Raw genomic sequence first — 21163 nt, 5'->3', positions numbered from 1 at the left:
GTTACCTCCCCATTGCGCAGAAGAGCTCGCGGACAAGCTCGGCTGCCTTAATCGCGTCGTTTGCATCGATAACGGATTGGATCTTCTCCATGCCTACGGTCTCGATTGCATCGTTGAGCAGATGAATCATCTGGTCGTTCTGCGTAGCCTCGCCGGCAGCGGGTTCGATGACCGGGAACGTGTCGAAGTAGATCGCGCTGTCGTACCCGTGCTTCTTCACGTAGTAGAGGAACTCGAGGGTCTTCACCGGCGTGGACGTACCAATCATAAGGCCATCATCGAAGCGACCGTTGCCGTCGTTTAGGTGAATGCCGTAGAGCTTGCCCTCGCGGCCGAACAGGTCGACGGCCATGGCGGGGTTCTCGTGCTTCATGAGCATGTGGCAGTAGTCCAGCGTGACGCCCAGGTTCGGGCGGTCTGCAGCGTTGAGGATCATGCCGGTCATGCCCATGGAGTCGATGAACGCGTACGCGCGCTCCTCGTAGGGTTTGTACTCGATCGAGATCTTGAGGTCGGGCGCATAATCGCAGACCTTCTGGAATGCGGCTACGAGCTGGTCGAAGACGCGAGCATAGGCGATCTGGAAGCTGTAGTCGAAACCGTCGTGGCCGAGCCAGATGGTCACCGTGTTGCCACCGGCAGTGCGGCAGTAGTCGCACGCCTCGTAGCAGAGCTCAAGGGCTTCCGCGGCAAGGGCATCATCGGCATTGCCCAGGTCACCGTTGAGGAACGCGTTGCGGAAGCGCAGCGCGCAGCCGTTCAGCTGCAGTTCGTGAGCTGCGAGCTTGGCGGCCATGTCCTCCGCCGTGACACCTGTGCAGTGCTCGGGGTAGTTGAGGTCGACGTGCGTGAGGCCCACGCTCTGGAACTCCGCGAACACGCGATCAAGATTCTTGTCGCCATCGCGAAAATAGGAGTTGATACGAGTTGCAAGCTTCATGCTTCTACGTCCTTTACCTTCGTCCTTAATCGTTTCTGCTCGTTCGAGCACCTGATCTATATCCGTAATTCGATAAGGGCCGCCGCCTGCGCGCCGGGGCTTACCCTGTGACATGTAGATTACTGCCACGTAAGTTCATTTTCAATCAATATTTTTCATTCTTTTTCTCATTGTGTCAGAGTTTTTCACTGCAAATGGCCATCTACCTTGTGGTTTTGCTGTTAATCAAGTTTGACCATTCTTGATACTATTTGATTTAATCTGAACTTAACTACCGTTTACAGGCGAAAATCAACCGTTCGCCGGCGACGGTGACGCAAAATGAAGAAAGCTTGCATGGGGTTGACACGGTAAACCCCCTCGTCAAAAATACGGGCGGATTGAAACGGGTACAAGGTGCCTGGAGCGCGCCCTGCGCCCGGCCTTAAGGAGGTGTGCCATGGAAGGCAGTCATAGTCGAAAAACCTGCATGTCGCCCTCGGCACGCCACGAGGATTCCCCGCTCGCATAAACGCCAGCAGCCGATCGCTGTCACTCATTCACGAGCACAAGCACCATAAAACTCACCACAAAGATGCCTGCCCCCTTTGTGGTGGTTCGCGAGCATGACGTGAGCGACATCTAGGTTTTTTGCAATTCAATACGACACGTACGCTAACTCCCTTCGACAAGGAGGACCCTATGCTGATGCTCAAAACCGTCACGGTACTCGAAGCCATCTCCAAGCGCCGCCGCACGGCGCGCCCTGCCGCTCATACCGGCCTGTCCAAGAACACCATATTCGCCGCCACCCATAGTGCCGAGGACGCCCTCGTACTGCTTAACGCCACGGCAAACGGCCTCACCGTCGAGCAGGCAACTGAGCGCCTGAACGCCGTCGGCCCCAACACCATCGAGGCAACGACCAAAACGCTCGCCCGCCGCATCGCCGACGCGTTCATCGATCCCTTCGCCGGCATCCTCGCCGCGCTCGCACTGGTCTCGCTCTACATCGACGTGCTCGCCGCACCCGAGCCGCAGCGCGACCCCTCCACGGTCATCGTCATCGGCATCATGCTGCTGGTATCGGGCGGCATGAAGTTTATCCAGGAAGCCCGCAGCGGCAATGCGGCCGAGGCCCTCAAGGACCTGGTCTCCAACACTTGCACCGCCCTGCGCGACGGCGAGCGCATCGAGATCCCCTTCGACGAGCTCGTCCCCGGCGATGTAATCCGTCTCTCTGCCGGCGATATGGTGCCAGCAGACGCCCGCATCATCACCGCGCGCGACCTGTTTGTGATCGAGTCCGCACTCACCGGCGAGAGCGAGGCCGTCGAGAAGACCACCGCCGTCACCGTCGTCGAGGGCGCCGACGGCTCCGCACTGCCACTCTCTGCCTGCAAGAACATCGTCTTTACCGGCACCTCCGTGCAAAACGGCGCCGCCATGGCGCTTGTCGTTGCCACCGGCTCGGACACCTACCTGGGCGGCATCGCCAAGATGCTCAACGGGCGCGGCGAAAAGAGCGCGTTTGACCGCGGCGTCTCGAGCGTCTCCATGCTGCTGGTGCGCCTGATGCTCGTTATGGCGCCGGCCGTCTTTGCCATCAACGCCGCCACCAAGGGCAACGTCATCGACGCGCTGCTGTTCGCCACGAGCGTGGCCGTGGGCATCACGCCGCAGATGCTTCCCGTCATCGTGACCACGAGCCTGTCGCAGGGCGCCAAGGACCTCGCCCGTCGCCAGGTTATCGTCAAGGAGCTGCCGGCGATTCAAAACCTCGGAGCGATGGACGTCCTGTGCTGCGACAAGACCGGCACCCTCACCGAAGACCGCATCGTGCTCGAGCGCTACCTCAACACCGATGGCAACGAGGACGCGCGCGTGCTGCGCCATGCGTTTTTGAACAGCTTCTTCCAGACCGGCCTCAAAAATCTTATCGACCTGGCCGTAATCGACCGTGCCGATGTGACGCCCTCGACCGTCGTGCCCGATTCTATGCTGGGCCAGAGTCTGCGCGACCGCTACACCAAGGTCGACGAGGTTCCCTTCGATTTCTCGCGCCGTCGCCTGAGCGTAGTTGTCGCCGACGCCCAAGGCAAAACCCAGATGGTTACCAAGGGCGCCGCCGAGGAAATGCTCGAGATCTGCTCCTTTGTCGAGATCGATGGCATCGCTCAGCCGCTCACCGACGAGAAGCTCGCCCAGATTCGCAAGCAGATCGCCGGACTTAACGCCGAGGGCCTACGCGTAATTGCCGTGGCGCAGAAGACCAATCCGCGCTGCGTGGGCGAGTTTGGCATCGCCGACGAGTGCGACATGGTGCTGATGGGCTTTTTGGCCTTCCTCGATCCGCCCAAAGCAAGTGCCGCGGGCGCCGTCGCCACCCTCGAGGCCAAGGGCGTGGCGGTCAAGGTCCTAACCGGCGACAACGACCGCGTCGCCGCCACCGTCTGCGAGCAGATTGGTATCGATGCGAGCAACGTCTTGCTCGGCTCCGAGATCGATACGCTCGATGACGCCGAACTTGCCGAGCGCGCCGAGAAAACCCACCTCTTCGCCAAGCTCTCGCCGCTGCAGAAGGCGCGCCTGGTACGTGTCATGCGCGAGATGCTCGACCGCACCGTGGGCTTTATGGGCGACGGCATCAACGACGCCGCCGCCATGCGTGCGAGCGATTGCGGCATCTCGGTCGATTCGGCCGTCGATATTGCCAAGGAATCCGCCGATATCATCTTGCTTCAGAAGGACCTGGGCGTGCTCGAGCGCGGCATCATCGAAGGCCGCCGCACTTACGGCAACCTGCTCAAGTACCTCAAGACCACGGTGAGCTCCAACTTTGGCAACGTGCTGTCCGTGACCGTCGCGAGCCTGTTCTTGCCGTTTTTGCCCATGAGCGCCCTGCAGCTGGTACTGCTGTCGCTGGTCTACGAGATCGTGTGCATCGCACTGCCGTGGGACACCGTCGATGACGCCTGGACTGCCCGCCCGCGTGCCTGGGACGCCGCGTCCATCAAGGGCTTTATGCTCGAGCTGGGCCCCGTGAGCTCGCTGTTTGACATCGTGACCTTCGCCGCGCTCTTCTTTGTCGTGTGCCCCGCTGCCGTGGACGCAAGCTGGCCCGAGCTTGCCGCCGCGGGCGACGTCGCGGGTATGGCGACCTTTGCCGCACTCTTCCAGAGCGGCTGGTTTGTCGAGTCCATGTGGTCGCAGACACTCGTGGTCCACATGCTGCGCTCCCCGCATCTGCCGAGCCCGCGCGACCACGCCGCGCCCGCACTGTGCGTTCTCACCGTGCTGGGTCTGGCGCTCGTCACCTGGCTGCCGGCAAGCCCCATCGCCGATGCGCTCGGCCTCATGCCGCTGCCCACGAGCTTTTTTGGGCTGCTCATTGGCATCGTTACCGCCTATATCGCGCTCACCCAACTGGCAAAGCGCCGCTACATTGCCCGCCACGGCGAGCTGCTGTAGCAAGAAGACGGAAAACACCCTGCCAGCTGCCGTTGCCACTACCACAGCCGCCAACGCCGCTGCCGTTGCCTCTGCCGCCGCCGCAGTCTATCCCCCCAGCAGTTGCGGTGGAATAGTTCCTGTTTAAAGCCCCGTGACTTTAATTTAGGGACTATTCCACCGCGACTTATTGGGAGATTAGCTAGTCCTTGGGTGTCCAGGACCAGAAGAAGATGATAAGGGCCACGCGCGAGGCGGTGCCGGTCTTTTTGTTGATCGAGGAAATGTGAGGATAGAGCGTGGAGCGCGAAAGGAAAAGCGTTGTGGCGATGTCCTGAACGCTCTGGTCCGAAACGACCAAGACCTCAAGAATATCGCGCTCGCGCTCTGTAAGCCCAAAGGTGGCGACGAAGGCATCAAGGCGTTCATCGGACGTGAGCTCCGCTGCCTCCACGAGCTCGGGGTCGGAGCATGTGGGCGCAAGATTCCCACCAAGATCGTCGGTGGCAAGTGGCAGGCCATCCTGCATCACGGCATCATCGGCTCGTTGCCCCAACTGCCCCAGCAGCGTAATCGCAATGCCCACAAACATCACGAGCGCCGCACCGATCGCAGCCAGCACGTTTTGACTCGAGATGATCGCCACCGCCGGCGCCGTCACGAGCATCGAGCACACGTTGTTGACGACGCGACCCATGCACGGCCAAAAATATGACCAGCGCGCATAGAGCGAGACGGCGGCATATTTTGTGGTAAAGAACACCACGAAAAAGCCCGAGCCCAGATAAAAGATGATCGTGGCAGCAAGCTCGTTGCCGCCATTGCCATCGACGATGAGCACAAAGAACGAAAGCGTGGACAGTATGGCGGCACATGTCATGCCGATATTCATATACGAGCGGCCGTGCAGGTCAAATAGGACGCCGGCAGCCAACGAGCTCACGACAAGCAGCAGGCGCGGCCAGTCACCCAAATCAACGGCTCCGGTAGCATGCAAGGTTGTGAGACCCGCGTTGAGAGCGGCGAATACGCCGGAAAGATACGCCGTCGCCACGGTCAGGCGGACCACGGCGCGGCGGAATGCCGCCTTTGCCTTGGGATCGTCTTGCCACTTGGCGCCATATTCCAGAGCATCTACCGAAAGCCCGGCAACACTGGGTTCAAAGCTGGGATCGGACTCGTCGCGCAGCTTGGCGCGTCGGGCACCGTGGAGCAACGCCACCTGCGCGATCGCACAGACAACCAGAACAGCCTGCTGAGGAATGCCGGCAGGCATCACCATGTGGTTGAGAACCTGCACCAGAACGCCCATGGCGTAAGAAAGTGCGGCGGCGCGCGCCAAGCAGGGCGTTCGCGCAAAGCGCCTCGCAAAATTTGCATGAGCAGTCGACCCGCAGTAGCCCAGCGCGCAGCACGCCACCAAACCGCCGGCAATTACCACCTCAACCTGAACCGCCATAATCAACAGCAGCAATGCCGCCACCAGCAAAACGCCCGTGACGTCACTCGTTGCGTCGATAGCATGGGGACGGCGATAGTACAGAATGGGACGCACAAAAAAGCCAATCACGCTCGCGCCGATGACAAGGCTCTCATAAATAACGACCTCGTTCGGAGACACGAACTCGGCCATGCGCACATCAAAAAGATACTCGCACGCCAAAAACGTGAAGAAGAACAGCGCCAGGCATATAATCTCCCGAATGCCCCGACGCAAATATGCGGTTGTGTCTCCCATGCCCCTCATGGTTAACCCCCAGCCGCTCAATTGTCTGGAAATCTATTTTAATAAAGAACCAGTCTCAATATCGAAGCCAGGCTCGAAATGCTGCCAATTCGACCCCAGCCGTCCACATCACGCCGCGATTTTGAGCCGCATGGACCAGAAGGGACGCGCGCGATCTCTAGCTCGGCCAGGAGTGTCCCCAACTACCACTCATTTAAGTACGTCCCCAATGAGTGGCCGAAGAGTGTCCCCGGCGTCCAATCAAAAAATGGGCCATGTGTCCCAGTTGTGGAGACTCCTTGAGCCGTCTGGGTATCGCGAAGGATCGCGCACTCCCCCATCATCAAAAGTGACACACGCTACCAGTTGATGGGAGGCAGCCATGGGCTTCTTTGACAAGATGTTCGAGAAGAAAGAGTGCGCGATTTGCGGTACCGAGCTGGGACTTCTAGGTAAGACAAAAATCAATGAAGGCTACCTGTGCAAAGAGTGCGCCGGCAAGCTCTCCCCCTACTTTCACGGCTATCGCTCCGGCACCGCGGACGACATCCGTGAGCAACTCGCCTACCGCGAGGCCAACGCCGAACGCCTGTCTTCGTTCAACCCCACGCGCACGCTTTCTGCCGGGCGCACCAATATTATGCTCGATGAGGACGCGGGCCTGCTGATCATCACTTCGCAGAGCCGCTGGCGCGACGCCAATCCCGACATCATCGAGTTCTCGCAGGTACTCGGCTGCGATATGGATATCGACGAGCATCGCACCGAGATCTATCGCGAGACCAAGGACGGCGAGCGCGAGAGCTACAACCCGCCGCGCTACGACCTGGATTACGACTTCAATCTGACCATCCACGTCAACACGCCGTACTTTACCGAGATCAACCTGCGCGTGAACGACTCCACCATCGATCAGCGCGGCTCCATCGAATACCGCGAGGCCAAGCGCCAGGCAACCGAGGTCCGCGACGCGCTGGTGCAGCTGCGCCAGGAGACGCGCGACAGCGTCGTGGCCGCCAAGGCCCCCAAGACCGCGGTGACCTGCCCCTTCTGCGGAGCCACCACCATTCCCGATGCCAGTGGGCGCTGCGAATACTGCGGCGGCGCCATCGGCGCATAGCCTCCGGCAGCGAAAGGACCGATCATGGCCTTCGAGAGCGTTAACTATCAGTGCCCTGCCTGCGGTGGCCCCCTGCATTTTGCAAGCGCCGAGCAAAAGCTCGTCTGCGACTACTGTGACTCGCGCTTTGAAGTCGAAGAAGTCGAGGCCCTCTATCGCGAGCGCCAGGACAAGGCAGATGCCAAAGCCGATGCCGCAGCCGCGGCCCCCAAGCCTGCTGTCGACGATGCCGTGCAGGAGCTGGCTCAAAACGCCGGTTACATCTGCTCGTCGCGCGGCGCCGAGCTCGTGTCCGACGGCACCGTCGCTGTCACCACCTGCCCGTACTGCGGCAACTCCGCCGTAGCGCCCGGTCAGCTTTCGGGCGACTTCTCGCCCGACCTGGTGATTCCATTTAAGCTCGGGCGCGATGACGTCACGGCCGCACTCAAGGAACACTACAAGGGCAAGATCTTGCTGCCCAAGAGCTTTGTCACCGGCAACCACATCGACGAGGTCCAAGGTGTCTACGTGCCGTTTTGGCTCTACGGTGCCCGCGTTGACGGCGAAGTGCACTTTGACGCGACCAACGAGACCGTGACCGAGGAATCCGACCGCACCGTCACGACCACCGACCACTACGATGCCTATCGCAAGGGCAATATCTCGTTTAAGCGCGTGCCCGTCGACGGATCGTCCAAGATGCCCGACGGCCACATGGATGCCATCGAGCCGTTTGACTACGACGCGCTGCGTCCGTTCTCGGTCGCCTATATGCCCGGCTACATCGCCAACCGTTACGACGAGGACTGCGAGACCTGCAAGGCGCGCGCCGAGCGCCGTATGGAAGAAAGCACGATCTCGGCCCTGCGCGAGACCGTCGTCGACGAATACGACGATGCCACGGTCGAAAGCAAGCAGCTCGACTACACCTGGGAAGACAGCGACTACGCCCTGTTCCCCGTCTGGATGCTCTCCACCTCGTGGAACGGCAAGAGCTACCTGTTTGCCATGAACGGCCAGACCGGCCGTTTGGTCGGCGAGCTCCCCTGCTCCAAGCCCAAGCTCGCCATCGCCTCGGTGCTGTTTTTCGTGATCGGATTTATCCTCTCCCAGATTCTCTTTATGGGGGAATACGCCTTCGATCCGGATTACCTCACCTTTGATATCGAGGGTATCCTCATCAACATCATCGCGCCGCTGATCATCGTGATTATCGGAGACGTGCTACTGGTAGGCCAGCTCAAGACGGCCAACGAAGCAACCCATGCCGATGAGTATTGTGGCGAGCTCGACCTGACCGAGAAGCACGACACCTTCAGCCACACCGAGACCACCGTTGTCATGAAAGACGACAAGGACGATTAGTCATTCTGACCAATAACCACCCGGCCTTTGACGAGAAAGGAAGATCACCATGGGACTCTTGAAAGCTGGATTGGGAGCTGCCGGCGGCGTCATGGCCGACCAGTGGAAGGAATTTATCTACTGCGAATCGATGCCTGCTGACGTCTTGGCCTGCAAGGGCAGCAAACGCACCGGTGGCCGCAGCTCCAACACGCGCGGCGAGGACAACGTCATCTCCAACGGCTCGGTCATCGCCGTCAACGACGGCCAGGGCATGCTCGTGGTGCAAAACGGCAAGATCATCGAAGTCGCGCTGGAGCCCGGTGAGTTCGTCTTCGATACCGGCAGCGAGCCGAGCGTCTTTAGCGGCAGCCTGGGCGATTCCATCAAGGAGACCTTCGCCAATATCGGCAGCCGCTTTACCTTTGGCGGCGACGCGGGCAAGGACCAGCGCGTCTACTTCATCAACACCAAGGAGATCATCGGCAACAAGTACGGCACCGCCTCGCCCGTGCCCTTCCGCGTGGTCGATAACAACATCGGTCTGGACGTCGACATCTCCGTGCGCTGCAACGGCGAGTATTCGTACCGCATCACCAACCCGCTGCTGTTCTACACCAACGTATGCGGCAACGTGACCGATAGCTATACGCGCGACAAGATCGACAGCCAGCTTAAGTCCGAGCTGCTCACCGCCCTGCAGCCCGCCTTTGCCAAGATCTCGGAGATGGGCATCCGCTACAGTGCCATCCCCGGCCACACCACCGAGCTCGCCCGCGCGCTCAACGAGGTCCTCTCGGCCGACTGGCGCGACCTGCGTGGTGTCGAGATCGTGAGCTTTGGCGTCAACTCCATCGCCGCCTCGCAAGAAGACGAGCAGATGATCAAGGACCTGCAGAAGGCCGCGGTCATGCGCGATCCCACCATGGCAGCAGCCAACATCGCCAGCGCCCAGAGCGACGCGATGCGCGCGGCGGCCGCTAACCCCAACGGCGCAATGGCCGGCTTTATGGGCATGGGCATGGCAGGTGGCATGGGCGGCATGAATGCCAGCCAGCTGTTCGCCGCCGGCCAGGCACAGCAGCAGGCCGCCCCGCAGCCGGCTCCGGCGCCCGCCCCCGCACCGGCCCCCGCCGCCGCACCCGCGGCCGGCACGTGGACCTGCAGCTGCGGCGCCACCAACACCGGCAAGTTCTGCTCCGAGTGCGGTAGTCCCGCACCCGCCCCGGCACCGGCCAAGTGGTTCTGCCCCAACTGCGGTAGTGAAAACGGCGGCAAGTTCTGCAGCAACTGCGGAACGCCCCGGCCCTAGCCCCTCTATCTGGTAATTGGCGGGGGATCCGCCACCCCCGCATTTGCTTCTATGGGTTTCGTTCGATGAAGGAGGACACCATGAAGACAACGTTCAAAAAGTCCGTACTCGCATTTCTGACATGCGTCCTGGCGCTCGCCTTTGCCCTGACGGGCTGCAGCGGCGGCGGCAAGGACCCCAAGGCCAACTTCGTCGGCAGCTGGGAACTCTCGGGTGGAACCGTGGATGGCGAAGAGCTAACCGATGAGTACATGAAGATGCTCGAGGATTGGGGTGTCCACTGCGTCCTGATTCTCGATGAGGACGGTACAGGTGCCCTCGACCTGTTCCTTGAAGTCGTCGACCTTAAATGGGAGGCAAAGGACGCCACCACCGTAACCCTCACCGCCGAAGACGAGTCGTATGACATGAAGCTCAAGGACGGCAAACTCATCCTCGAAGAAGATGACGGAAATCTTGTCTTTACCAAGTCCGACAAGGACCTGTCCGGCACGGTGAAGAAGGATCGCGAGGCGGCCGAGAAGGAAGAGGAGATCGATGAGGCCGTCGAAGACGACGATGTCCAGAACGTCGAAATCTCCCCCGCCGTCACCGTCGCCGATGACGATCTGTGCACCATCACCATCACCGAGAAGTTCAAGGACGACTGGGGCGATATCGGCTTTGTCGTCAACATCACCAACAAGAGCGACAAGGACCTGACCTTCTACGCTCCTTCCGGCAAGACCAACGTCAACGGCACCATGAAGGAACCCTGGTTCTCGGCTCACCTGATGCCCGGCACCAACGCCACCGAGGAGTTCACGTTCTCGAGCGGCGAGCTTGACAGCCTTGACGACCTGGTCAACACGACCATCGGCATCGACGCCTACCTGACCGATTCCTACGAGGACGTCGCTTCCTACACCGCGACCATCGCGTAGCGACAGACACCGACAGCCGCGGATTGGCGGACATATCCGCGCACACCAGGCGGGGCCGCAGGAGTTGATCCTGCGGCCCCGTCGTTTTTATGCCGATGCGCGACGAGCTTTAGCGCTCCATGTTGGGAACGATGCTGCCCTCGGTCACCGCGTGCACGGCCAGGCGCATGATGTTGTCGTAGCCGGTCTTGCTCAGGATCTCCGAGATGCGACGCTTGATGGTGCCCTCGCTCATAAACAGCTCGGCCGCGATCTCGCGACGGCTTTTGCCCTCGCAGGCAAGGCGCAAGATCGACAGCTCGACATCGTCGAGGGCCGCCGTGCCCGAGAAGATGCTCTCGGGCGGCTTGGGAAACGTGCAGTAACCCGCCAGCGTGGAGCGCATCACGGCGAAAAGCTCGTCGATACCGACGTTCTTGTACACAAAGCTGTCGACGCCCGCCTCGCGTGCCTGGTCCACAAATGTGATCTCGGGCATACCCGTCATGATAATGACGCGGCACTCGGGCAGTTGTTCTTTGATGTGCGCCGCCGCCACGATGCCGTTGGAATCGTGCTCGGTGCACACATCCATCAGTATCATGTCCGGGCGCTCCTTGAGCGCGACACCCAAGGCCTCGGAGGCATCGGCGATCGCGGCGACGACGGTCATATCGGGCTGGTCACCGACGGAGCGCGCGAGGCTCTCGCGCAGGATGGCCTGGTCTTCGACGATTAACACGCGAATCATGAACTTCTCCTTTGGGCCGTGGCGCTGGAGGCGAGCGGAATGGACACCGTAAGCGTGAAGGGCGGGGCGGTGTGGACTTCCAGGCTGCCGCCCAGATTCTGTGCGACATGCCTCATACCTGGGATACCCGTTCCCTCGCGATACGATACGGGTGCAGGCGCGCCGTCGTTAGAAACGACCATCCGCGCGACAGCGCCGTCTTCTGTCCCCTCCTGCCACAGGCGCACATGGACCTGATGGGCCTGTGCATGCTTGGTGGCATTGGTCGAGGCTTCGCGGATAATCTGCAAAAATGCTGCGGCGACACGCGCGTCGTTTGGCAGCTCGCCCTCCACATCGATCCGCACGCTCACCAGGCCAAAGGCATGGACGATATCGCCCAGTTGCTCTGCCGGTTCGCTGTCGCCCCCGCTGCGCAGATCGGCAGCGATTGAGCGCAGCAGCGGGTCGATCTGCTCGAGTGACTCGTCATCCAGGCGCCCTTCCTCCAGATAACGATGGAGAATGGACAGGCGCTGCCCGATCACGTCGTGCACGCGAGCGCGCATACGCAGATAGGCCGCATTGTCAGCAACTTTTTTGACTTCTTCGATCTGGGCTTGGAGCTCTTGGCCCGCAAGCTCAAGCAGGTGGTTGGCTTGCGCTAGGCGATCATGGGCATGCGCATACTCTGTTACATCCAGACCGATAATGCGCTCGAAGAGGCGGCCCGAAACCATAACGTCATCGTGCACGAACAAGCGAATCTCGGCGGGAGAAACCTCGACCACAACGCGCGCCTCACCAAAGCGGTCCAGATTAATCCGCACGCGGTTCTGGCTGCTTTCGGGCATTTGCATGCTGAGTTTGCGCAGGTCGTTCCATGTACCGCTCATATCGCCTAGGTCGGTGGGCATATGAAGCTCCACCAGGTTTTTTCGCATGCAGCGGTTCATGAGCAGCGGACGGCCCCTCGGGTCCAGATACAGGATGCCCACGGGAATCACGTTGATGGTTTCGATCGTCGAGAACGCGGTGATATCCTCCTGGCGGTTGCGGACATCCATCAAGAGCGCCGCAATGGAGCGGAACAGGAAAAACGCTCCCTCTGCGATAAGGACCGTGGTCCACGCCGAGCCCATGGCAAAAACCACCGGCGGTGTCACGGCGGCAACGAGCAACAGTTCGGCCAGCATGACGGGGCGACGATAGTGCACCATAAGCACCATGCCGTAGGCAAAGATCACGGCATTGAGCCACAACGCTCCGCCCATTGCCCTGGCGCAAACGTCAAGCGGCGCCACCAGATATGAGCCAGACGACGCGAACAAGATGAGCACCGAAATAATTAGGTGAAGCACAAGGCTCGCCTCGTAGGCACAAATCACCTTACGGTTATAGGACGAGCGGCGCGATGCGATGAGCGGGACGTGGATCGTCTGCAGACACGCAGCCAGGGCAAAGACAACATCGAGCGCAACGATTTGGGGAAGAATGAGCGAAATCTGCATCGTCACTCACCCGCCCTCGGCATCAAGACGATCATGCGCAGCTGGCCGGGCTCGCCCTCAAGGCGGTATGCCACGTTGCGCCCTTGCAGAGCGCTTTCGAGCTCTTGCGCAGCGGGCGTCTGCGAAAGATCTGCATCATCGTTGGAAAAAAGCGCGGCACGCAGCTCGACACTGCATCGGTCATGATCGCCCAAGTGATACATAAGCGCCGGATGGTCGGTGGTGTAGGCAAAAAACGCAAAGTCATACACGCAGTCGTACAGGGCGCTTACCGTACTGGCGTGCATCGGGCGCCGTATGGCGATAATCGAGGCGCAATCGATATCGATGGTGCGCAGGTCGCTTGCGAGCTCGTTGGCAATGAGCTGAATGCGGTCGCGATCAAAACCGCTCTCCCCGTGCTGTGCCAACGTGAGCGACCCCTTGCGCTTGCAATAGGCGACGAGCATCTTGGCGCGCTGCAGCATGCGGTAACGCTCGTGCGAAGACGATTCATCGGTCAACGGCGGCAGCGAGCTCAGCAGGTCGTACATCCCTTCGAGCGCGCGGGCAAGCGCCTGGTCCACGTCTTGGACCAGCAAGGTCTCGGCCTCTTGGTCTGCCAGGTGCGTCTTAAGGTCGTAGTCGGCGGCGAGCAGCTCATTTTGACGCTGCAGCTCCATACGACGATGTGCCAGTTCACGGTTAAGCTCGTTGAGATCCGACACGTCTTGGGCAAGCAGGGCCGATCCGCCCAGCAGTGGAAAGGCACGGCACATCACATCGGGATCGGACGCCACGGCAAAGGCATGGGCGCGGCTGTGCGCCTGGGTCCGCAACTCCTCGCGCACGCCCACCGGCATTGGCTTTGACACTGGCGTGGCATAGACTTCCTGCAGGTCGCGCGTTAGAACTTTGAGGTCAAGCGGCAAGGTGTCGAAAATGCCGGCGATGTCGTGATATGACGGAACGACACCGCAATCGAGACAGATTTCCATCGCCACCACGCACAAGACGCAATAGACGAGCGAGAAGTTGAGCCTCCATGCCCAAGGCACGCGCAACGCATATGAGATGGCAAAGAACGCGCCGCCCAGCAGCACGAGCGCCGCCGTGCCCGAGAAACGTTGGATGCGAAAGGACGAGGACCGGCCCACCAGGATAAAAAAGGCCACAAAGTTAAAGGCCGTCCACACGAGGACGGCGAAATAACCCCAGCCGTACGTGTAATCGTTGCTCCAGGTGTCGCTTGTACGGTCAAAGTGGAAGACCTGCTGGTGAAAATCGTTGGTGAGCACAAATCCGATAAGCAGGATAGCCATAATCCACAGCGCAGCGCAGTAGCGGCGACCCAGGCGGTGTTGCTCCAGGCCCGCAAGGCGCAGACCACACAACTGGTAGAGCAGCGGAATGAGCGTCATGGGCACGTAGTACAGGTACCACAGCACGGTGGCATAGAACGGCGTGAACGACTTGTACTTGAGAATGACTTCGATCATCCACAGGGCGCAGATGGTGGCGATGGCAACAAGACGGCGGCGCAACACATAGTCCAAACAGCGCAGATAGACCGATACGCCCCAGATCGAAAATGCAATTGCGGCAACAAGCAACGGCAGAGAGCTCGAATGGACGAGCGCATCCACGACCTCTTCGGACACCTCGCTATAGGCGGGCACGGCGTTAGAAAGTTTGGGGTCGAAGGCGAACAGCGCCGGCAAGACTGCCAAAAGCATGAGGAACATCGCGGTGATGACACCGGCGATAGCAAAGACGCGGTGGCGGTACACCTGATGTGTTATGCCAACAAGGAATCGCGGCATGGCGAAGAGCCTGCCGCCCCTGGGATCCGCCACGGGTGCGGATCGGGCGGCCGCGTTGCCGATATGTCGCTCGCGGGTACCCATAGTGCTTTTAGTGTACCGACAGGCAGGCTCAAAAAGCGGGCCACATGTCCCAAAATCCGCAGACGGCAAGGCGCCCGGCAGCCTCCCCCGTCTGGCACTTCCCGATATCTGCCCGCCCCAAACCACCGCAAAGGAGACAGGCACCTTTGTGGTGGTTTGGGGCGATGCGCTAGTCCACGGTGATGTCGAGATTTTTGCCGATGAGGCCTACGTAGCCGCCTTCGGCTGCCTTGGGGCTGTCGGCGTGGCAGAGGACCCACTTGTCGGCCTTCCAGTAGCAGTAGCTGTCGCCGGCAGCAGGCATGTCGGATGCAGCCTCGGGGCGCGGGCCGTTGGTGCCCGCCGGCAGCGCCACCATCACCTGGAAGCCGCCGTCATCGACCATGCAGGGCGTGTAGTGGAGCGTGGTGTTGAAGACTTCGACGACCGTACCCGCCGGCACGCGGAACGCCTTGACGCACGCGGTGTCGAGCTTACCGTCCTCGATCTCCCAGCGATGCGCCACGAGCAGGATAAAGTCGCGCGCGCCCAGGTTGAACTCGCTGGCGCGGTGATACTCCAGGCAGTTGAGCTGCGTGTTGTGGCCATTGCACCAGCCCAGCTGGAAGGGTCGGCCGCCAAACATGAGAAAGCCCAGTTTATCGGCATCCTTGACGCCCTCGAGCTCCGGCGCACTTGCTACGTACTTGCTGCCCTCGGGAATGGACGTGGCAGAAAGCGCCTCGAGCACGGGCGACGTGAGCTCGGACGGAACGTTATTCCAAACGTTGCCATAGGATTTGAACTCGGGATCGTTGACAGAGCAGATATGCATGTTCACTCCTGTTCGTAAATGTGACTATACGAACATTCTAGAACAAACATGAGCGATTTTGAACGCTCGTCCCGACCAATCAACAAAAAGGCGCCCCCGCATAAGCGAAGGCGCCCAATGCGCGCGTTTTGGGCGATAAAGCCCTTATGCCTGCTGATAGTGCAGGTGCTTCTCGTCGATATCGGCCAGGTCGCGGTCGAGGTAACGGCGCGCGAGCCAGTTAGCCATGGGAAGGTTCTGGTCCAGGTAGTTGCCGCACTCCTCGGGAGCGGCACCGGGGACATCGCCCTCAAAGTCGGCGACAAACTCGAACAGCTCACGCACGAGCGGCAGGATCTCCTCGCTCGTCACCTCGCCAAACACAACGAGGTAAAAGCCCGTGCGGCAGCCCATGGGGCCAAAGTAGACAATGCGGCCCGACCACTCGGCATGATTGCGCAAGAACGTTGCACCCAGGTGCTCGATGGTGTGGCACTCGGCGGTGTTCATGACCGGCTCCTTGTTGGGCGTGGTCAGGCGCAGGTCAAACGTGGTGACGGCAGCACCGGTCGCCGGATCGCGGTCGATGCGGCTCACATACACGCCGGGCTCAAGCAGCAGATGATCAACGGAAAAGCTGGCGATGCGCTCCATGGCAGATCCTCTCGATAGTCAAATTGGGACGGGGCTCTTTTAGCTGGTTCGAATGGTCGTACCAATCATACCAGTCAAAAAAGCCCCGTCCAAAAAGACAACTTAGCCCAGGACACGGGCCATACGCGTCTTGAACTCGGACAGGAAGCGCGGAGCATCCACGGTCAGTGCCACAAGCGCGCTCTTGTCCGGATCGGACAGGCGGCGCTCATCGCAGATGGTGCGACCGCGGTACTCGCCCAGCAGATCAACACGCAGGTTGCAGCCGAGCGCACCTACGAGCGTGGGGTCGATCGCCACGGCAACGGCCAGCGGATCGTGCAGCGCACAACCACCCAGGTAGGGTGCGTTCATCTCGTACGAGCCAATGTAGTGCTCGACCATGCTCGCAAATGCGCAGCCCGCCATGGTGCCCGAGCCCGTCCAGCCGGCAATGTCGCGGCGTGTGAGCACCACGCGATGCGTCACGTCCAGACCCACCATGGTGAGCTTACGGCCCGAGCGCAGCACCGCGTCGGCTGCCTCGGGGTCGCTCGCCATATTGGCCTCGGCGCCCGCGCTCACGTTGCCGGGCACGGTAAGGGCGCCGCCCATCACGACCACGCGGCCGATGGACATCATCGCCGCCGCATCGCGCTCCAGGGCGAGCGCCAGGTTGGAGAGCGGGCCAGTCGCTACGTAGACCAGATCGGGACCATAGGTGCGCGCGGCATCGATCAGATAATCGACCGCAGCGTTGCCGTCGGCCGAGGTCGCCCCCACCGGCTCGTAGGGCGACGCGGGCACGCTCGCGCCGCCGATGCCGTTCTTGCCGTGAATGAGCGCGGTGGACGCCGGCGGCGTATAGGGCTCAGTCGCCTGCAGAGGACGGTCGGCACCCAGGTACACCGGAACCTCGGGGCGACCCAGCAGATCGAGCACCGCCAGGCAATTGTGCGCCGATTGCTCGACGCGCACGTTACCAAAGCACGTGGTGATGCCCACGAGCTCCACCTCGGGGCTCGCGATGGCATAGGCCAGCGCCATCGCATCGTCAACACCCATATCCAGATCAAGGATCAGCTTCTTGATTGCCATTGTTCTACTCCGCTTCTCCGTCTTTATCGTTTAACCAAACCAATGTTCAACTTCGGCGCGCGTGGGAATCGATTGCTGAGCGCCCAGGCGCGACACCGTCACTGCCGAGGCGCGAGCACCCGCGGCCATGCACTCAAAGAGCGGCAAGCCCTCTAGGCGAGCCGCCGCCAACGCGCCGATAAACGTATCGCCGGCGGCCGTGGTATCGACTACCGTACTCGAAAGTGCCGGCATGCGCAGCAGCTCACCGCCATCGCCGAGCGTAACCGAGCCGGCACCGCCCAACGTGATGACCGCAGCTCCGGCACCCTTGTCGAGCAGCGCATTGAGCGCGGTGACGCAACTCGCGTCATCCGTGGGCAGAATGCCCGTCAGCACCTGGCACTCGGTCTCGTTGGGGCAGACCAAGTCGACCGCAGGCCAGACCTCCGCAGGCAGCTCGCAGGCGGGCGCTGGATTGAAGACCGTATAGAACCCCAGCTCGTGAGCGCAAACAAGCGCCTCGGCCGTCGCTGCAAGGTCACATTCGCCCTGGGCGATAAAGACGCTTCCGGCAGCCGGGGCAATCTCGCTGGCGTCGCCGTCGAGCTCATGAGCCACCAGACGCCTCAGCGCGCAGGCAACGTCCGCGCCCGCAAGCGCATGGTTGGCGCCCGGTGACAGTACGATGCGGTTGTCGCCCTCGCAGCGAATGATGGTCGCCGTTCCCGTCTCCACGTCATCGCGATGCACTACAAAGTCACAGTCCACGCCGGCGTCTTGGAGCCCCACCACGAGCGACGCGCCGAACGCGTCGCGACCGACCGCGCCGATCATGTGCGTGCACGCGCCCATACGCGCGGCAGCTACGGCCTGATTGGCGCCCTTGCCGCCGGCGTTGGTGATAAACCCGCTGCCGCCGACGGTCTCGCCCGCGCGCGGTATGCGCTCGCACGCCACCGAAAGGTCCATGTTCATGCTGCCGAACACCGCAACGATGCCGCGATCTGCCATGGAAACCTCCTCATCTGCGGGCTTTGCACCCACCGTCGACCGTCGATTGCGCGCCTTCGCACCTCTATAACTTTAGTTCACTTTGATGTGAACGCACCCTTGAGGTTGCGCCAGCAGCAAGCATTCACAGGAGCAGGCAGCTACAATGAATACGTGCTGATTATTCTCGTCATTGGATGATGTTTTATGGAACAATTCTCGCAATCGGGCTCGCGCGGTCGACGCCGCACGGGCAACGAGCCGGCGCCGCACGAACGCGTGAAGAGCGAACGCCGTGCCAACGAGCCGCGACGCACCACGAGCCCCCATCGCGCTTCTGCCAACAACGCGGGCCGCGCCAACACTCCCGCCGCGGAGCAGACGCCTGCTCGCCCCAAGTCCCGCTACATCCCTGCCCTTGACGGCCTGCGCACGCTTGCCGTCGTCGCGGTGGTGCTCTATCACCTCAACCTCACGTGGGCGCAGGGCGGTCTGCTCGGCGTCACGATCTTCTTTGTGCTTTCGGGCTATCTGATCACACGCCTGCTACTCAACGAAGTCGCTAAGACCGGCCGTATCGACCTCAAGAGCTTCTGGATCCGCCGCATCCGTCGCCTGGTCCCCGCCGTGGTGACCGTCGTGGTGGTGACCTGTGCGCTGTGCACCGTCTTCAACCACGTGATGCTCACCAAGATGCGCCCCGATATCCTGCCGTCGCTGCTGTTCTTCAACAACTGGTGGCAGATTGCCCAAAACGTCTCGTACTTCAACGCCCTGGGCGATCCCTCGCCGCTTACGCACTTTTGGTCGCTCGCCATCGAGGAACAGTTCTACCTGGTTTGGCCCCCGCTGCTGCTCGCTATGGTATCCATGCACATGAGCAAGCCCAACACGCGCCGCGTGGTTCTGGGCCTTGCCGCGGTATCTGCCCTTGCCATGATGGTGCTTTACAACCCTGCCGCCGACCCCAGCCGCGTGTACTACGGCACCGACACCCGCGTGTTCTCGCTGCTGCTGGGTGCCTGGATGGCCTTTATCCCCGATCGCGACCTGGCGCCGGTGCGTCTCGCTCGTCGTTTGGGGCTCAATCGCCTGGCCGGCGCCGCCAAGCACGGCAAGAACGCCGAGGGCAAGCCTGGCGAGAAGGCCGACGAATCAGCCGAGACCGGCCCGGCACAGCCGAGCGCCCTCGTGCGCTTTTGGTCCTCGCCCGCATCCATCGATGTGTTGGGCCTCGTGGGTCTGGTTGGCCTTGCCGCCATGGTCGCGCTCACCAACGGCTACACCGCGTTCCAGTATCGCGGAGGCACGCTGCTGTGCTCGATCCTCACACTCATGGTCATCGCGGCCTGCGTGCAGCCCCAGGGAATGGTTGCCCGCGCGCTGTCCGCCGAGCCGCTCGTATGGGTTGGCAAGCGCTCCTACAGCATCTACCTGTGGCACTATCCGCTGCTGCTCCTCATGAACCCGGTCGCCAACATCAACGATACGCCGTGGTGGCAGTACATTTTGCAGGTGTTGTTGGTGGTCGCCGTGGCAGAGTGCTGCTATCGCTTTATCGAGACTCCGTTTAGGAAGGGCGCCTTTGGGCGCACCGTCGCCGAATTCCGCGATGGCACCACCACGCCCGCCAACTGGGCACGCACGCACATCCCTGTCTGCGCAGCCTACGCTGTCGTGTTGGTCGTTGCACTGGGCGGCCTGATCTTTGTGCCCGAGACGTCTGCGCTGAGCGGCGAGGGCGCCGAAGTTCTGAACAAGGAAGCCAAGAACACCGCGCCCACCGACCAGCAGGCGGCCGACGACACCGACAAGGACAACGACGGCTTCCCCGATGGCTCCTACGATCTGCTTATGATCGGCGACTCCGTGTCGCTGCGTGCCGTAGACACCTTTGACGGCGTGTTCCCGCACAGCCATATCGATGCCGAAAAGGGCCGCCAGTTTGATGCGGGGCGCGCGACATTTGAGGGCTATATCCAGCAGAACCTTGCCGGCAAGATCGTGGTCTTTGCCCTGGGCACCAACGGCTTGGTAACCGACGACCAGATCGACGCCATCATGGCCGATGCGGGAGATAAGCGTATTGTGGTGTTTGTGAACACGCGCAGCCCGCAGCCGTGGGTTGGCTCTACCAACCAGGCCATCGCCAACGCCGCCACGCGCTACAAGAACGTGCGCGTTATCGACTGGTACGGATACAGCGCCAACCGCAACGACCTGTTCGATGGCGATGGCACGCACCTATCGACCACTGGCGTGACTGAGTACCTCAACTTGATCCACGACGCAGTCAAGAAGGACCTGCCCGTGCATCCCGAGGATCACGTCAACGATCCGCAGCCGGCAGCCGTCAAGTCTGCCACCGACGCACTCATCAATGCGCTTGCCTTCAAGCCGCACAAGTTGGGCACCGACAAGTAACCTGCAGCGCAAACTTCCCACATCCGGAGGGGGCGTCTGCCACGGCAGACGCCCCCTCCGGCAGTTAGGGACGTTCCTTATGTACCGGTACCTAGGGACACTCCTGGCGCAGCCAATGAAGACCTCTACGGATGAATTCCAGGCCGCTCCGTCGCTCCAGACATCGTTTCCGCGCCTCGCGCCTGCCCCAAACAATCAAAACAAGCCCTTTTCGCCGCACCCTCAAAGGTCTGTGGGCAAAAAAGGGCAAATATGAGTACTGTTACCATTTTAGTAGCAGGCAAAACCACCCAAAATGACGTCCGAGCGAACCCTACAACCCCCTAAAGCAGCCAACCTGACTGGTTTAAGGCGTATTGGA

General features: G+C 61.1%; 15 protein-coding genes. 6 read left to right on the top strand and 9 right to left on the bottom strand.

The genetic code is table 11. The features are described from left to right. Position 1: 1 nt before the first annotated feature. Positions 2 to 940 carry a TIM barrel protein gene (locus AAA069_RS09160; RefSeq protein ID WP_117821517.1) on the bottom strand — a complete coding sequence of 313 codons (939 nt, stop codon included), beginning with the start codon at positions 938 to 940 and terminating at the stop codon, positions 2 to 4. 681 nt (positions 941 to 1621) lie between these two features. Between AAA069_RS09160 and mgtA the strand changes: the two genes are divergently transcribed. Continuing rightward, the gene (mgtA, locus tag AAA069_RS09155; RefSeq protein WP_349128178.1) at positions 1622 to 4390 is read left to right on the top strand and encodes a magnesium-translocating P-type ATPase; all 2769 of its coding nucleotides are present in this window, start codon (positions 1622 to 1624) and stop codon (positions 4388 to 4390) included. Between the two features lie 181 nt (positions 4391 to 4571). Here the strand turns inward: mgtA and AAA069_RS09150 are convergent, their stop codons facing one another. Then, positions 4572 to 6107, bottom strand: a complete 1536-nt coding sequence (locus AAA069_RS09150) for a helix-turn-helix domain-containing protein (protein ID WP_349128177.1) — start codon at positions 6105 to 6107, stop codon at positions 4572 to 4574. 370 nt (positions 6108 to 6477) lie between these two features. On the opposite strand from AAA069_RS09150, the gene AAA069_RS09145 reads away from it, so the two are divergent. The 4 genes from AAA069_RS09145 to AAA069_RS09130 all read left to right on the top strand — a co-directional run bounded on the left by AAA069_RS09145 (position 6478) and on the right by AAA069_RS09130 (position 10776). Further along, positions 6478 to 7215 (top strand): DUF4428 domain-containing protein, encoded by a 738-nt coding sequence (locus AAA069_RS09145; protein ID WP_349128176.1) that lies wholly within the window; start codon positions 6478 to 6480, stop codon positions 7213 to 7215. Positions 7216 to 7239: 24 nt separating this feature from the next. Then, positions 7240 to 8562 carry a hypothetical protein gene (locus AAA069_RS09140; protein WP_349128175.1) on the top strand — a complete coding sequence of 441 codons (1323 nt, stop codon included), beginning with the start codon at positions 7240 to 7242 and terminating at the stop codon, positions 8560 to 8562. Between the two features lie 49 nt (positions 8563 to 8611). Continuing rightward, entirely contained in the window at positions 8612 to 9853 is a 1242-nt protein-coding gene (locus AAA069_RS09135; RefSeq protein WP_349128174.1) for an SPFH domain-containing protein, read from the top strand. Between the two features lie 80 nt (positions 9854 to 9933). Continuing rightward, positions 9934 to 10776 carry a hypothetical protein gene (locus AAA069_RS09130; RefSeq protein WP_349128173.1) on the top strand — a complete coding sequence of 281 codons (843 nt, stop codon included), beginning with the start codon at positions 9934 to 9936 and terminating at the stop codon, positions 10774 to 10776. Positions 10777 to 10885: 109 nt separating this feature from the next. On the opposite strand, the gene AAA069_RS09125 is transcribed toward AAA069_RS09130, so the two are convergent. The 7 genes from AAA069_RS09125 to AAA069_RS09095 all read right to left on the bottom strand — a co-directional run bounded on the left by AAA069_RS09125 (position 10886) and on the right by AAA069_RS09095 (position 18399). Continuing rightward, on the bottom strand, positions 10886 to 11506 hold the full coding sequence (locus AAA069_RS09125) for a response regulator transcription factor (protein WP_217107415.1): 621 nt from the start codon (positions 11504 to 11506) through the stop codon (positions 10886 to 10888). Next, on the bottom strand, positions 11503 to 12996 hold the full coding sequence (locus AAA069_RS09120) for an ATP-binding protein (RefSeq protein WP_349128180.1): 1494 nt from the start codon (positions 12994 to 12996) through the stop codon (positions 11503 to 11505). Before AAA069_RS09120 ends, AAA069_RS09125 begins: the two co-directional genes overlap by 4 nt. Before the next feature lie 2 nt (positions 12997 to 12998). Beyond that, complete coding sequence (locus AAA069_RS09115; RefSeq protein WP_349128172.1) at positions 12999 to 14798, bottom strand: histidine kinase N-terminal 7TM domain-containing protein; 1800 nt, start codon at positions 14796 to 14798, stop codon at positions 12999 to 13001. Between the two features lie 253 nt (positions 14799 to 15051). Further along, complete coding sequence (locus tag AAA069_RS09110; protein WP_148332917.1) at positions 15052 to 15696, bottom strand: DUF4867 family protein; 645 nt, start codon at positions 15694 to 15696, stop codon at positions 15052 to 15054. A gap of 144 nt (positions 15697 to 15840) precedes the next feature. Continuing rightward, a complete protein-coding gene (locus AAA069_RS09105) occupies positions 15841 to 16329 on the bottom strand; it encodes an S-ribosylhomocysteine lyase (protein ID WP_195521906.1) in 489 nt (162 codons plus the stop codon). A gap of 102 nt (positions 16330 to 16431) precedes the next feature. Further along, positions 16432 to 17406 (bottom strand): nucleoside hydrolase, encoded by a 975-nt coding sequence (locus AAA069_RS09100; protein ID WP_138374336.1) that lies wholly within the window; start codon positions 17404 to 17406, stop codon positions 16432 to 16434. 30 nt (positions 17407 to 17436) lie between these two features. Next, a complete protein-coding gene (locus tag AAA069_RS09095) occupies positions 17437 to 18399 on the bottom strand; it encodes a ribokinase (RefSeq protein ID WP_161144657.1) in 963 nt (320 codons plus the stop codon). 186 nt (positions 18400 to 18585) lie between these two features. Here AAA069_RS09095 and AAA069_RS09090 point away from each other — a divergent pair, with 186 nt between their 5' ends. Then, positions 18586 to 20802 (top strand): acyltransferase family protein, encoded by a 2217-nt coding sequence (locus AAA069_RS09090; protein ID WP_349128171.1) that lies wholly within the window; start codon positions 18586 to 18588, stop codon positions 20800 to 20802. Positions 20803 to 21163: the final 361 nt, after the last annotated feature.

Source organism: Collinsella sp. CLA-SR-H006, from assembly GCF_040097075.1.
Classification (GTDB): domain Bacteria; phylum Actinomycetota; class Coriobacteriia; order Coriobacteriales; family Coriobacteriaceae; genus Collinsella.
The sequence above is the reverse complement of the archived record's forward strand: the minus strand, read 5'-3'. Positions and strand labels throughout refer to the sequence as shown.

What these genes read in the sequence shown, in the direction of transcription:
- AAA069_RS09090 (WP_349128171.1), top strand. Translation starts at nt 18,586, where the DNA reads ATGGAACAATTCTCGCAATCGGGCTCGCGCGGTCGACGCCGCACGGGC.
- AAA069_RS09100 (WP_138374336.1), bottom strand. Translation starts at nt 17,406, where the DNA reads ATGGCAATCAAGAAGCTGATCCTTGATCTGGATATGGGTGTTGACGAT.
- AAA069_RS09105 (WP_195521906.1), bottom strand. Translation starts at nt 16,329, where the DNA reads ATGGAGCGCATCGCCAGCTTTTCCGTTGATCATCTGCTGCTTGAGCCC.
- AAA069_RS09130 (WP_349128173.1), top strand. Translation starts at nt 9,934, where the DNA reads ATGAAGACAACGTTCAAAAAGTCCGTACTCGCATTTCTGACATGCGTC.
- AAA069_RS09095 (WP_161144657.1), bottom strand. Translation starts at nt 18,399, where the DNA reads ATGGCAGATCGCGGCATCGTTGCGGTGTTCGGCAGCATGAACATGGAC.
- AAA069_RS09135 (WP_349128174.1), top strand. Translation starts at nt 8,612, where the DNA reads ATGGGACTCTTGAAAGCTGGATTGGGAGCTGCCGGCGGCGTCATGGCC.
- mgtA (WP_349128178.1), top strand. Translation starts at nt 1,622, where the DNA reads ATGCTGATGCTCAAAACCGTCACGGTACTCGAAGCCATCTCCAAGCGC.
- AAA069_RS09150 (WP_349128177.1), bottom strand. Translation starts at nt 6,107, where the DNA reads ATGGGAGACACAACCGCATATTTGCGTCGGGGCATTCGGGAGATTATA.
- AAA069_RS09125 (WP_217107415.1), bottom strand. Translation starts at nt 11,506, where the DNA reads ATGATTCGCGTGTTAATCGTCGAAGACCAGGCCATCCTGCGCGAGAGC.
- AAA069_RS09115 (WP_349128172.1), bottom strand. Translation starts at nt 14,798, where the DNA reads ATGCCGCGATTCCTTGTTGGCATAACACATCAGGTGTACCGCCACCGC.
- AAA069_RS09110 (WP_148332917.1), bottom strand. Translation starts at nt 15,696, where the DNA reads ATGCATATCTGCTCTGTCAACGATCCCGAGTTCAAATCCTATGGCAAC.
- AAA069_RS09145 (WP_349128176.1), top strand. Translation starts at nt 6,478, where the DNA reads ATGGGCTTCTTTGACAAGATGTTCGAGAAGAAAGAGTGCGCGATTTGC.
- AAA069_RS09140 (WP_349128175.1), top strand. Translation starts at nt 7,240, where the DNA reads ATGGCCTTCGAGAGCGTTAACTATCAGTGCCCTGCCTGCGGTGGCCCC.
- AAA069_RS09120 (WP_349128180.1), bottom strand. Translation starts at nt 12,996, where the DNA reads ATGCAGATTTCGCTCATTCTTCCCCAAATCGTTGCGCTCGATGTTGTC.
- AAA069_RS09160 (WP_117821517.1), bottom strand. Translation starts at nt 940, where the DNA reads ATGAAGCTTGCAACTCGTATCAACTCCTATTTTCGCGATGGCGACAAG.